Source organism: Curvibacter sp. EU05-FHT14A10 (assembly GCF_058791075.1).
Genome location: NZ_JBYTDE010000005.1, coordinates 124,196 through 136,844 on the forward strand (window position 1 = coordinate 124,196; position 12,649 = coordinate 136,844).

Below are 12,649 nucleotides of genomic sequence, written 5' to 3' on the forward strand. Positions count from 1 at the left end.
TTGGTCTCCGAGTTTTTTTATTTGGAAGGACTACAACGAACGTCAAGCGGTGATGAGGGCGGCGCGCGGGGGAGACGCCATGGCGATGGCGAGGGTGGCGATGCCCGTGATCGCGGCACAAACGTAGAAAACGGGTGTGTAGGTGCCGATCTGTTCAAACACCACGCCCGCAGTGGCCGCCAAAGCCGCCGCAGCGATCGTTCCCATGGCCAGCAGGAGACCGAAGACCGACGGGAACGCACGGTGGCCGAAGTAGTTGCCGAGCAAGGCCATCAGGCACACCTGCGAGGCGCCGTACGCAAAGCCCACCGGCAGGGCGAACGCGATCAGTCCCAACGATCCGCTGGGATGGGCGGCCAGGAACATCCCGACCACCATCAACGCGATGGTGAAGGCGCCAATGCGGTGCGGTGGAATACGGTCACCCAGCGAGCCCGCAATGATGTTGCCCGCCAACGATGCGCTGACCATGAGCGCCACCGTCTGAGCGGCCTGACCTGAAGAAAAGCCAAGGTCGCGCAGATGGACCACACCGTGCGCCATGAGCAGAATCCAGGACAGCCCCACCGCGATGTTGAAGATGGCGATGAACCAGAACGCCCGGGTTCCGATGATTTCGCGCAGTGTCCAGTCGCGAGTGGTCTTGTGAACGTGGGACAGGTGCTCCACCGGGGGGGCGTCAACGGCATAGCCACTCTCCGCACGCAGAAACAGCGCCACGGCGAGCATCCCGACGGCGGCCAGGGCCGCAATCACCAACCAACCGAGGCGCCAGTCGCGGCCGGTGACCACCCACTCCAGCAGGGGGGCAGCGGCAATGCCTCCGATGTCGATCGCAGACAACACGATCGACAGGGCGAGCGCGCGCTTGTCCTGGAACCAATGTGTGACGGCGGCCTGGGCTGGAAGCACGCCGGCCATCGCGACGCCGCCGCCAAGCAACAGACCGAACGCCAGCTGGAAATGCCAGCCCTCCCGAACCACGGTGCCGATCAGCGTAGCCCCCGTCATGACCATGGCGGTCCCGCACAGCATCACGGCCTTGACGCCGTAACGGCGTATCCCCGCGGCCACCAACGGCCCGGGGACGCCCATCATCATGACGAAGAGGCCGAATGCCATCCCGTAGAGCCCGTGATCGAAGCCGAGCTCCGTGAGCATGCGCGCGTTGAGCACGCCCGAGCCCACGCTGGGCAGCGCGACCACGACGGCCACCACGAACCAGAGCACGGCGATCATGCGCCACCGGTAGCTGGGGGGCTCCGTGCGTGCCGCCGCTTTTGCGCGGTCGCCGAGGACCAATGAAGAATCGAATGCCATGTTTGTCTCCTGTTTTATGTCGCGCGCCGGAAACGAGTCCGACGCGGTGCTGGGCTCGGTTGTCAGGCGGCCGGTGGTTTGCCAGCGACGTTCGGCAGTCCGCCCCCGAACATGTTGAACGGCGCGCGCCCGAGCAGGTGCCGCCCGTGCAATTCGGCGGTCGGGTCAACGCGCACGGCGCCGTGGGTGTTGGCCACCCGGATGTCGCGCGCGAAGCGCTGGATAGGGTTGCTCTCATGCACGGTGGATGAGCCCAGGCACAGCTGCAGCATGCTCACCGCGTCGTCACACAGCTGACGCCCGTAGACCGAGTTCATCAGCATCGCCGACTCCAGGTCTTGTGAAATTTCGGTGTGGTCAATGGCGGTACGGTCCACGGTCTCGGCCATTTCGTGGATCACGCTGCGCGTGAGGTTGAGCATGGCATGTGCCTTGGCTGCCACCATCTGGGTGGAGGCTGCGTCGGCAACGGTGGCGTAGGGCAAGTTGAAGGGTTTGAGTTTCTGCGCCTGCTCGATGAAACACTCCAGGGCACCCTGGGCCATGCCGTAGGTGACGGCCATGTTGGTGAGGTTGGTGATCATCATCAGGCTGCGTGCACCCACTTGGTAGGCCAGGCCCTGGAAGCGCCCGTTCAATGCGTCCATGCGCACCGGCAGCTCGGCCATGTCGATGAAGCGGTGCGCGGGAACGAACACTTCCTCTGCGGCGCGAAGGGAGTTGCTGCAGGTGCCTCGCATGCCCATGACCTTCCAGTCGTCGAGGATCTCGTATTGATCTCGCTGCAGCAGCACCATGCCCCGGTGCGGCACGCCCTCGGGGCTGGTGTAGATGATGCCCACGGCCGCCCACGCAGCGTGCTTGCAGCCGCTGCCGAAGTGCCAAGTGCCTTTGACCATGAAACCACCGTCGACACGGCGGCCATCGCCCACCTTGGTGGCAAAGATCGAAGCACCCACCGCCCACGGGCCAACCGCCTGCCGACCGGTTTGGGCCAGCTCCTGCAGCGCTTGCTCGGGGAAGCCGAGCAGGTTGCGCACGCCGCCAGCAACAAATCCGAGCCAGCCAGCGGCACCGTCGCCACGCGCCATCTCGGCGACGATGTCCACCACGTCGCGGATGCCGAGCGCGTATCCGCCGAGCTCGACGGGCGTGGTGATCGTGAAGGCCCCCGTGCGGTGCAAGGCCTCCAGCGATTCCTGCGGCATGGCACCGATGCGCTCTCCTTCCAGCGCGTTGCGGCGAAGCAGCGGGATCAGCGCGGTGACTTCGTCCCGAATGCGCCGGCCTGCTTCAGTGACCAAGGGGGTGTCTCGGTAGGTTGGGGTATAGGTGCTCATCTCAGATGCCTCCTGGATTCGGTTGAGATTCAAGTTGGATTCGGGCGTTTTGCCGGACACGCAGTAGCAATGCGGTGTGGATTCTCGTAACTGCCGCGCGGCAGGAAAGTCACGTAACGTCACACCGGAGGCGTGTCACGAGGACGAGACCTGAAGAGTCTTTTTTTTGCCGGGCATCGGCCGTCCAATCAACGTCACCGTGTTCTCCATGAGGTCGCCATGACAGCCTTCTCTTCTTCCATTGATCCGAACCGACTGCGCCGCGTCCTCGGCAGCTTTGCCACCGGCGTGACCATCGTTACAACGCGCTCGGCTGGCGGGCGCCCTGTCGGTCTGACGGCCAACAGCTTCAGTTCGGTGTCCCTGTCGCCACCGCTGGTGCTGTGGAGCCTGCGCCGTGATTCCAGCGCTATGGAATCGTTCGTGACCGCGCGGCATTGGGCTGTTCATGTGCTCTCGGCAGAGCAGCAATCGCTGTCAGACCGGTTCGCGCGCCGCAGCGAAGATCGGTTTGCCGAGTTGGAAATCGGGCACGGTGAGGGTGGCATTCCGCTGCTGTCCGATTGCGCGGCCGTGCTCCAGTGCTGCACGGTCGCGCAGCACCTGGCCGGCGACCATGTGATATTTATCGGGGAGGTGCTGGCCTGCGAACACTGGGAGGCGCAGCCGCTGGTATTTCACGCAGGCCGCTACGCGCAACTGGCGCCGGCCTTGTGCGAGGCATGAGCACCGACACACCTCCTGGACGACCCGACGCGGCATCAGGCTGCGGCCGGCAGCATCATGTGTTCAATGATCTGGTGGAACCGGGCCTCGCGGCGCAACCCCTGGTAGCGCGGCGCTGAGCGCAGAAGGAGCAGGTCGGGCAGGTCGTGGCGCTGTACGGCCTGGTCCAGCTGCGTCAGCGCTGCCTCGCTGTCGCCGAGGCCGATGTGGATGTCGGCCATCGCCGCATGCGCTTGCATGCCATGAGCAACGCCTTGCTGCAGTTCGCCGAGCAGGGTGCGCGCGAGTTGCGGACGCCCCATCACGGCGTGTGCATGCCCGAGGCGCCCCAGGATGACCGGCCAGCGTCCGCTCCAGTGTCGGGTTTGCTGCAGCACGGCGATGCCTTCGTCCATCTGACCAACGCACAACTCCGCATCGGCCAACAGCACCGCCGCGGGCTCACAGCGGCTGTCGATCGCCAGCGCGTGCCGGGCTGCGTTGGCCGCACGGTCGAATTGGTGTTGCTGGAAGTGGTGCAGGCCAAGTGTGGCAAAAGCCAGCGACGATTGCGAGTCAATGGCACAGGCCTGTGCCAGGTCGTTCTGTGCTGCCCCCGAATCGCCGACGTGCATCGCACACAGCCCGCGCACCACCCGAGCGTCGGAGCACTGCGGGTCGGCCAGGATGGCTGTGTCGAGCAGTGACATGGCGCTGTACCAGTCAAAATCGACCATGGAAGCCAGCGCCAGGGCCTGCAGGGCGTCAACGGATTCCTCAGGCCTTGCCAGCAATGAATGCGCGCAGCGCCGCAAATGCCCGGACAGCTCACCGCGCGAAGCGGGTGCGGCGCAAGCCAGACAGGCCAGCAACATGGCAAGCTGCCGGTACGCTGCGGCATCTTGCGGATGGTCGAGCAACCAGGCATCGACGCGCCGCACCTGACGCCGCAGAGACTCTGGGTCAGACGCGATGCGCGCAAACCCCGAGCAAAGTAGGCTGCGGACGAAACTGCCACTCGCCACGCCCAGGGGCATGGGCCGGTTGATGCCCAACGTTTGCACGGCGGGGCTGCTCAGGAGCTGGCGGGCGACGTTGAGGGCAAGCTCACGCGGAAGATCCTGGGTGTCCTGAACGGCCTGCGCCGGGCACTGAAAGCCGTGGCTCCACACCTGCTCCTGATCGTCTGTTCGCACCACATGCACAACAGCCCGGAGTGCACCCTGCACGCGTCGCACACTGCCGCTGAGTGTCCAGTCGGACTGTCGTGAGGTGGCCTGGCTGGTGATGGCATCGGACGCGATTGCAATTCGCAGGCCCGGGTGATCGCCGAGCTCCAGTGCCAGCTCGTCGAGCAGACTGGCACCGAGGCCGGAAGCGTCATCTCCCTCGGGCAAGGTCTCACGAAGCTGCTGAAGCGCGAGATGGAAGGGTTCGGAGCGGCGAAATCCACAGGTGGGCGCCCGGCTCTCGGCATGCGTGACGGAGGGGGTGTCGGCCGCCGCGATCTGGCTGTGCAGCAGCGGTACAAAAGACCGCCGTGGCAGTTCGATCCGACAAGGATTGATCGCGCCCTCGCTGGCATAGTAGCGCTCCAGCCTCACGCGCAGCCGCCACGTCTCTGTGCGGACGTTGGTGTCCACGCGTGGGTCGAAGTCAGACGAACGACCCAAGGCTTCGACGCCGATCACGTACTCCTTCAGGCGCCGCCCACGCTTGGCCAGCACTTCCTCGACCAGGAACGTCAGCAGGGCCCGGATGCGGGTCGCGCCGACGAAGCTGTCGCTGGCCAGCACGCGTGCAAGCTCTTCTCGCCACAGCGCAGCGGCCGGGTCGACGGTGGGGCCTGTGGAATCATCTGCCATGGCATCGCTCCTTCTTGGCCGACTGTGTGCGCAGTCGAGTATGGGTTCGGGGCTTGGGTGGCCGCTCGACCGCGCGCGGCCCCAGGAGAGGGTCAACGGGGAACGCCGGGGGCGCGCAGATCGACATGGATTGCAGGGGCTCCGGCTACCGGAGTCCTCTTGCGTCTTTCGCTCAAGGGGGTCTGCCGACGGGCCCGTTCAAACAGCTTGAACCGTGGCTGTTGCGCCGCTGCCACGCCGTACCCGGGAGAACGCCACGATGGCCACCACAGCGAGCAGCGCGATCGCATACCCCAGCCATTCATAGCCGAAGTTCTGCACCAACACCCCGCCCAGAATCGGACCGACGGCCGATCCCGTCATGATCATGGCCGGGGTCGCGGCCACGGCCCGTCCCGACGGATCTTGGGCGGCGAACATGCCAAACGCGAAGATGTGGGTGAAGATCATCACGAAGACATAGACGCTGCAGGCCAGCGCAAAAGGCATGTAACCCATGGATTGCGTGATGATCAGCGCCAGAATGGCCTGTACCAACGGCCCCGCCAAAAGCACGCGGTGCGCGGGCAAGCGCTCCTGAAGCCAGGTCGCGACGATGGCTGGAAGCAAATTGATGAAGCCGACCGCGATGAGCACGGCTTGCACCTGCTCGGTGCTGAAACCTCGCGACACGCCCAAACTCTCCATGAAGCTGAACATCATGGCTTGGATGAGGGCCATCAGGCCGATGCCAACGATGCCGCCCCAGACAACCGACGGGATGCGCGCAGAAGACTGACGCGCAGCCGATTCCGCAGCGCTGGCAGTCGGCGGCGAGGGGAAGGCCATCGCGGTGATCACCGCTGCGAACAACATGAGACCCCCGAACACCCGGAACAGCATGGCACCGCCCATTGCCTCGATCAGCTTGGGTGCGAACCCGAGAAAGATCACGGCGAAGATGCCCAGCGCCAAGCCTGCCATCGCAAACATGCGGTGAGGGTTCGACGTGCGCCCCATTGTGCCGTGTGTGAAACACAGCGCCCATCCCACACAGGCACCCGCCGCGGCGTGAAGGGCGGCCATCGTCATGAAGCCGGTGGTCGAGCCCAATGCGGCAAAGGCCAGCGCTGCCAGCGTGAATCCCACGGGAGTCATGGCCCGCGTCGGCAGTCGGCGGAACAAGGGTGCGCCGATCAGGCTGGCCAGCACCACCCCAGCCAGGAAGAGAGTCACCAGGCCACCGGCCTGCTGCGGGCTCAACTGGTACTTTGAGATCAGTGTGCCCACCCAAACAGGCAGGGAGACCATGTCGACCATGCCGGCGACGTGCGCGACGGACAGCACGGCGCGGCCACGCAGCGTGTCGATGGGTTGGGGTTGGGGCGAGGTGCTCATGGTTGTCTCCGGGTCAAGGTTGTAATGAAACTCAGCCCGCGCCGGCTGTCTTACATCTGTGACGACGCACGGTTGGCGTTGAGGCGCGCGCTGGCGCCCGTTTCACCAAAGTCGGCGTTCTGGATGATGTCGGTGGTGCGGGTGAAATGGCTGCCCAGCCGCAGGGTCAGGTGCTTGACGTCACGCGCGAGCGCGGCGTCAAGCAGTTCTTTGTGCTCGACGCCCACGTGACGTCCAGCGGATTCGCGCTGGGAATTGGCAAAGTTGCGGTAGCGCTCAGACTGGTCGTACAGCAGCGCGCACAGGCGGATCAACGAGGGAGAGCCGCAACCCGCGATGAGGGCCACATGGAACTGCCGGTGGGCTTCGGCCCAGATGGGCTGCTGGGTGGGGTCGGAGGGTGGGGGGGTGCGCGACAGCCGGTGAAAAGCGCTGATGAGACCAGACTCCCACTGGATATCGCCCTCCTCCACGGCATAGCGGATGGCCAGGCTTTCGACATCGATCCGGGTGCGGTTCATTTCCAGCAGCTCGGCCCGCGACATCGGTGCCACACAGAACCCGCGCTGGTCTTCGAACACCACGAGCCAATCCGACACCAGACGAGACAGCGCCTCACGAATGGCGGTGGCCCCGACGCCATAGCGCTCGCTGAGGGCTTGAATGCGCAAGCGCTCGTTGGGCCTGAGGCTGGCGCCAATGATGTCGGCGCGCAGTAGCTCTACGGCGCGTGAGGTCAGGCTGCGGTTGTCGATCTCTTGAATAACCATTGTGTGTCCTGAGAGGGATGAAGCGCCACTTGCGAGTGGCTGCCCTGGGTCATCGTCTTACGCCATGTCCATCTCTTTTTTTGAATATTATCGATAAAAGTAAATTTCACAGATAATGGTTTTCCCCATGATTTATCGATAAAACATGACTTAGTATTCGATCCGAATGCTGCGGGGCACCCAGTGCACAACGCCGTCAGCCCCCCCAACAAAGGCAGATGACCGAGGAGACGAACATGCCAATGAACAGGACGCCAGAGACCACGTCGTGGCGCGCCCCCTGTTGCCAAAGCCGCACCCATGCTGCAGCCTGCGCAGGAGCACCTTCAGCCTCCCTCCACCGTGTCGGCGCAGCCTGCCGATGCCAGAAACCCCACGCTCGTTAAAAGGAAACCCGCATGATTTCCGTGAAAGACATTGCATTCGTTCGCTACCAGGCGACCGACCTGGACCAGATGGAGAAGTTCATGCTGGACTTTGGGCTCTATCGCATCGAACGCACCGACCAGGTGCTATACCTGCGCTCCAGTGGAACGGCACACCACTGCCACATCACCGAGCTGGGTGAGACCAACGCGACCCTGGGCTTCGGCTTGCACGCCCAGAGCGAGGCCGACCTTCACAAGCTCGCGTTGGAAGTGAACAGCACCGTGGAGGACAACCCCGAGCCTGGGGGCGGCATGCGCGTGCGTTTCCGGGATCCGATGGGCTTCCTCGTGGACGTGATCCATGGCCAAGCAACCCTGCCCGAACTTCCGCACCGAGAGCCTCTGTTGATGAACCCGGCCACAGGTCGCGCCCGCTTCGGCAAGGTGGTGCGCTTGAAGCCGCAGCCTTCCACGGTGATGCGCCTGGGTCATGCCGCGCTGCTGGTGGCGGACTTTCCGAAAGCGCTGGACTTCTACACGCGTGTGCTGGGCTTCCGCCCCTCCGACACTTACCACGCAGGCCACCCCGACAACAAGATCGCCGCCTTCATGCATTGCGGGCTCGGCCCGCAATGGACCGACCACCACACGCTGGCCGTGATCGCCTCGCCCGATGGCACCAACCGTTTCGACCACACCGCATTCGAGGTGCTGGACCTGGACGACGTGGTGCAAGGCAACGAACACCTCAAGTCCAAGGAGTGGAAGCACTCCTGGGGCGTCGGCCGCCACATCCAGGGCAGCCAGCTCTTCGATTACTGGCGAGATCCGTTCGGCAACAAGGTTGAGCACTGGACCGATGGCGACCTCGTGAACGAGAACACGCCGGTCGGCAACGACCCCATCAGCAACGAGGAACTGCGCCAGTGGGCACCTCCTCTGACCCCCGATTTCTTTGCCTGAAGCTGCATCCATCTTCCATTCAAAACTCAGAGAGAACCTATGAAACTGGCTCGCTTTTCCCGGGATGACCACACCACCATCGGACTCGTTCGCGAGGGCCGTGTGATCGAGTTGTCCCACCTGCTGCCCAACGCACCATCCACCGTCACCGGGGTGCTCGCTGCTGGCGCTGCGCTGCGTCAGCAGATCAACGCCGCCCTGAACCAGCTGCCGGCTGGCGCAGGCTATACGCTCACCGAGGTGAAGCTCGAAGCCCCGATCCCCGACGCGCAGAAATACCTCGCCATCGGGATGAACTACCAGGACCACGCCGACGAGGCGGCTCGAGCGGGCGTGGCCGTACCCAAGAACCAGCTTTGGTTCAACAAGCAGGTCAGTTGCATCACGGGGCCCTATTCGCCGGTCTACAAGCCGCGCGTGTCCTCCAAAATGGACTACGAGGCCGAGATGGGCGTCGTGATAGGCAAGCGCTGCCGCTATGTTTCTGAAGCCGATGCGCGCAGTGTGGTCGCGGGCTACTTTGTCGCCAACGACCTCACGGCGCGCGACTGGCAGTTTGCCAGCCCGACCTTCACGCTGGGCAAGTCCTTCGACACGCACGGCCCGATCGGCCCCTGGATCACCACCCACGACGAAATCGACGACCCGCACGACCTCATGATGCGTTTGTGGGTCAACGGCGAACTGCGCCAGGAGCAGAACACGGGCCAGATGATCTACAACATCTGGCAGCAGATTCACCACCTGTCTCAGGTGATGACGCTGGAGCCGGGTGACCTGATTGCCACCGGCACCTGCGCCAATGTGGGCATCGCCCTGGGCAAGTTCTTGCAGCCGGGTGACGTCGTCAAGGTCGAGATCGACAAACTGGGCTACATCGAAAACCGTGTCATCGAAGAGCCTGTCGAAGACCACGTCCCCGACGCCGCAGCATTGTGATCGCCACGCCCCCATTCAGGCCTGTATGAAACGCACGATCTTCCGGACCATTCTCTTTGCGTTGGGCCCCATGCTCAACCGGGTCGCGGGCACGCGACCTGCCTTTCGGGTACGGCTCAAACAGCACGACATCGTTGCCCAGATCGGGCTCAAGGACGGCAGCATCGTGCGCCACTTCATCATCGCCGCCGGCAAGGTGAAGTCAGTGGCCGGCGCTCACCCGCGCCCGCACGTGAACATGGTCTTCAAGGACGTGGACACGGCGCTGCTGATGATGAAGCCCGACCCGGACATGGGCGAGGTCGTGCACGCAGCCAAGAACTTCAAGGTCATGGTCATGGGGCCGGATCCCCTGGTGGTCTGGTTCATGCAGTTGCTCAATTTCTCGCAAACCTCCGGCCTGCAGATGGGAACCCCCATGTCCGATGGTTGCACACGCTTCACGATGTTGACCAACGGAGGGCCTCTGTTCGTGCATGTGAAGGACGACAAGATCGTGCGCATGACGCCGATCGACCTCGACAGAACAGACGCGCCGAGCTGGACGATCCGCGCCAGAGGACGCAGCTTCACGCCGCGTCGCCAGGCGACCATCGCCCCGCATGCCATGGCCATGAAGTCGGCGGTGTACTCCGACAAGCGCATCCTTTACCCTATGAAGCGCGTGGACTTCGACCCCCACGGCGAACGCAATCCGCAGAATCGGGGCAAGAGCGGCTACGAGCGCATCAGTTGGGACGAAGCGCTGGACATCGTGGTCGGCGAGATCAAGCGCCAAAAGGCGACGTATGGCCAAGGGTCGATGGTCATCCCGATGTCGTCACACCACCAGTGGGGCAATGTCGGTTACTACCTCAGCGCGCTGATGCGCTTTGGCAACCAGATCGGCTTCACCCGCATGGCCGCCAACCCCGACAGCTGGGAAGGCTGGTACTGGGGGGCCATGCACCACTGGGGACACAGCCAGCGAGTGGGCATCGCAGCGGCCTATGGCACGGTGGAAGACTGTCTCAAAGAGAGCGAGCTGATGGTGTTCTGGTCAAGCGACCCGGAGAGCACCAACGGCGCCTACATGGGTTTCGAGGGAACGCAGCGCCGGCTCTGGGCGAAGGCACTGGGCATCGAGTTCATCCACATTGACCCGCACTACAACCCCACGGCGCAACTGCTTGGGGGGCGCTGGATTCCGATCAGGCCGCAAACCGATGCCGCACTGGCTCAGGCCATCATGCAAGTGTGGCTAGCCGAGGACCTGTACGACAAGGCCTATGTCGCCACGCGCACCACGGGTTTCGACGACTGGCGCGACCACCTGCTGGGCAAGGACGACGGGGTTCCGAAGACGCCGGAATGGCAAGAGCCTGAGACCGGTGTGCCGGCCCGGGTGGTGCGGGCGCTGGCCCGCCAGTGGGCCAGGAAGAAGACCTACCTCGCGGCCGGTGCCAATGGCGGCGGCTTCGGGGGCGCCTGCCGGGGCGCAGCCGGGGCCCAGTGGGCCCGCTGCATGGTCATGATGATGGCCATGCAGGGCCTGGGCAAACCCGGCGTCAACATGGGCAACCTGCAGGCAGGCGCGCCGGTGGACTACGAGTTCTATTTCCCAGGCTATGCCGATGGCGGGATCTCGGGCGAGCTGCAGTGGAACGGCAATTCGGTCAACAACTACCAGAAGATGCCGCATGTGATCTCGATGAACCCGGTGCGCCAGTTGGTGCCGCGCCAGCAGTTCCCTGAGGCCATCATCGAAGGCAAGGCGACAGGCTATCTGTGGGATGGCATTGCCACCGAGATCCAGTTCCAGCCCTATAGCTACCCGATGCCGGGTTACCCCCGCATCCACATGATCTACAAGTACGGTGGATCGGCGTTCAGCACGCTGACCGAGTCGAACCGCATGGTGGCGGCCTACCGCCATGAGAGCATCGAGTGCGTGGTCAACCAGTCGATATGGATGGAAGGCGAAACGCAGTTCGCGGACATCATCTTGCCGGCCTGCACGAACTTCGAGCGCTACGACATCGGTGAATGGGGCGCAGGTGGCGGCTACCTGCAGCACGGTTTCGATGGCGTCAACCACCGAGTCATCGCGCTGCAACACAAGTGCATCGAGCCGCTGGGCGAGTCGAAGTCCGACTACCAGATCTTCACCGACATCCTCACCCGCCTGGGTCTGGGAGCGATCTTCACCGAAGGCTGCAGCGAGCTTGACTGGGTCAAGCGGGTGTTCAAGTCATCGGACGTGGCCAAACGCATCTCCTGGCAGGCGTTCTGCACGAAAGGTTACTACGTGGTACCTCCTGAGCCCGAGGCCACCCGCGCACCGGTGGTCTTCCGCTGGTTTGCCGAGGGCAGGATGAAGGACGTCCCGGAAGCCCAGCCATTGCCGTCGCAATGGGCCGGCGATTTCGGCAAGGGCTTGCAGACGCCGAGCGGCAAGTTCGAGTTCATGCCCGAAACCCTGAAGCGTTCCGACCCGGACAACGCCGAGCGCCCGGTACTCAACCGCTACATCCCGTCGTGGGAAGGGCGACAGACCGTCGCGCTGATCGGGCGATTCCCCCTGCAGATGATTGCCACACACTCACGCTACAGCTTCCATACCAACGTGGACGGCAAGAACAGCTTCACCAACGACATCGAAGACCACCGGGTCCTGATCGCCGGCCACTACTACTGGCTGCTCAGGATGAGCGTGCAGGACGCGCAAGCCCGGGGCATTGAACACCACGACCTGGTCAAGGTTTTCAACGACAGGGGTGCCGTGATCTGCGCGGTCGACGTTTCACCGATGGTGGCGTCGGGCGTCGTCAAGTCCTTTGAATCGAGCGCTGAGTTCGAGCCGGTGGAAATCGACGGCGAATGGGTGGACCTGGGCGGGTGCATGAACACGCTGACGCCCTCGCGCTCGCAGATGCGTGGCACCAGCAGCATGTCGCCGAACTCGTGTTTGGTGCAGGTGGAGAAATGGGCGCATGCAACCCGTGTGCGGAAGGTGGCCTGAC

Annotated in this window: 9 protein-coding genes; 4 read left to right on the forward strand and 5 right to left on the reverse strand. The window is 63.8% G+C overall.

What is annotated here, in order from left to right; all coding sequences use genetic code 11:
- Positions 1–42: 42 nt before the first annotated feature.
- Together AC3WUT_RS11275 and AC3WUT_RS11280 are read right to left on the reverse strand one after the other, a co-directional pair.
- Positions 43–1,320 (reverse strand): MFS transporter, encoded by a 1,278-nt coding sequence (locus tag AC3WUT_RS11275; protein ID WP_492347168.1) that lies wholly within the window; start codon positions 1,318–1,320, stop codon positions 43–45.
- Positions 1,321–1,382: 62 nt separating this feature from the next.
- Complete coding sequence (locus AC3WUT_RS11280) at positions 1,383–2,660, reverse strand: acyl-CoA dehydrogenase family protein (RefSeq protein WP_492347169.1); 1,278 nt, start codon at positions 2,658–2,660, stop codon at positions 1,383–1,385.
- 219 nt (positions 2,661–2,879) lie between these two features.
- Between AC3WUT_RS11280 and AC3WUT_RS11285 the strand changes: the two genes are divergently transcribed.
- Positions 2,880–3,386 (forward strand): flavin reductase family protein, encoded by a 507-nt coding sequence (locus AC3WUT_RS11285; protein ID WP_492347170.1) that lies wholly within the window; start codon positions 2,880–2,882, stop codon positions 3,384–3,386.
- 35 nt (positions 3,387–3,421) lie between these two features.
- Here AC3WUT_RS11285 and AC3WUT_RS11290 read toward each other — a convergent pair whose 3' ends face one another.
- From AC3WUT_RS11290 to AC3WUT_RS11300, 3 genes are all read right to left on the reverse strand, one after another.
- Positions 3,422–5,230 carry a hypothetical protein gene (locus tag AC3WUT_RS11290; protein WP_492347171.1) on the reverse strand — a complete coding sequence of 603 codons (1,809 nt, stop codon included), beginning with the start codon at positions 5,228–5,230 and terminating at the stop codon, positions 3,422–3,424.
- A gap of 198 nt (positions 5,231–5,428) precedes the next feature.
- Positions 5,429–6,607 carry an MFS transporter gene (locus AC3WUT_RS11295; protein ID WP_492347172.1) on the reverse strand — a complete coding sequence of 393 codons (1,179 nt, stop codon included), beginning with the start codon at positions 6,605–6,607 and terminating at the stop codon, positions 5,429–5,431.
- A 50-nt stretch (positions 6,608–6,657) separates the two neighbouring features.
- The gene (locus tag AC3WUT_RS11300; RefSeq protein WP_492347173.1) at positions 6,658–7,377 is read right to left on the reverse strand and encodes an FCD domain-containing protein; all 720 of its coding nucleotides are present in this window, start codon (positions 7,375–7,377) and stop codon (positions 6,658–6,660) included.
- A 398-nt stretch (positions 7,378–7,775) separates the two neighbouring features.
- Between AC3WUT_RS11300 and AC3WUT_RS11305 the strand changes: the two genes are divergently transcribed.
- From AC3WUT_RS11305 to AC3WUT_RS11315, 3 genes are read left to right on the forward strand one after another with little or no spacing between them, the layout of a single operon-like run.
- Complete coding sequence (locus tag AC3WUT_RS11305; protein WP_492347174.1) at positions 7,776–8,708, forward strand: VOC family protein; 933 nt, start codon at positions 7,776–7,778, stop codon at positions 8,706–8,708.
- A gap of 39 nt (positions 8,709–8,747) precedes the next feature.
- Positions 8,748–9,647, forward strand: coding sequence for a fumarylacetoacetate hydrolase family protein (locus tag AC3WUT_RS11310; protein ID WP_492347175.1), 900 nt, complete (start codon positions 8,748–8,750; stop codon positions 9,645–9,647).
- Between the two features lie 25 nt (positions 9,648–9,672).
- Positions 9,673–12,648: a molybdopterin-dependent oxidoreductase gene (locus AC3WUT_RS11315; protein WP_492347176.1), complete on the forward strand. Its 2,976-nt coding sequence runs from the start codon at positions 9,673–9,675 to the stop codon at positions 12,646–12,648.
- The last annotated feature ends 1 nt before the right edge of the window (position 12,649 follow it).

What these genes read in the sequence shown, in the direction of transcription:
- AC3WUT_RS11290 (WP_492347171.1), bottom strand. Translation starts at nt 5,230, where the DNA reads ATGGCAGATGATTCCACAGGCCCCACCGTCGACCCGGCCGCTGCGCTG.
- AC3WUT_RS11280 (WP_492347169.1), bottom strand. Translation starts at nt 2,660, where the DNA reads ATGAGCACCTATACCCCAACCTACCGAGACACCCCCTTGGTCACTGAA.
- AC3WUT_RS11305 (WP_492347174.1), top strand. Translation starts at nt 7,776, where the DNA reads ATGATTTCCGTGAAAGACATTGCATTCGTTCGCTACCAGGCGACCGAC.
- AC3WUT_RS11295 (WP_492347172.1), bottom strand. Translation starts at nt 6,607, where the DNA reads ATGAGCACCTCGCCCCAACCCCAACCCATCGACACGCTGCGTGGCCGC.
- AC3WUT_RS11300 (WP_492347173.1), bottom strand. Translation starts at nt 7,377, where the DNA reads ATGGTTATTCAAGAGATCGACAACCGCAGCCTGACCTCACGCGCCGTA.
- AC3WUT_RS11310 (WP_492347175.1), top strand. Translation starts at nt 8,748, where the DNA reads ATGAAACTGGCTCGCTTTTCCCGGGATGACCACACCACCATCGGACTC.
- AC3WUT_RS11275 (WP_492347168.1), bottom strand. Translation starts at nt 1,320, where the DNA reads ATGGCATTCGATTCTTCATTGGTCCTCGGCGACCGCGCAAAAGCGGCG.
- AC3WUT_RS11285 (WP_492347170.1), top strand. Translation starts at nt 2,880, where the DNA reads ATGACAGCCTTCTCTTCTTCCATTGATCCGAACCGACTGCGCCGCGTC.
- AC3WUT_RS11315 (WP_492347176.1), top strand. Translation starts at nt 9,673, where the DNA reads ATGAAACGCACGATCTTCCGGACCATTCTCTTTGCGTTGGGCCCCATG.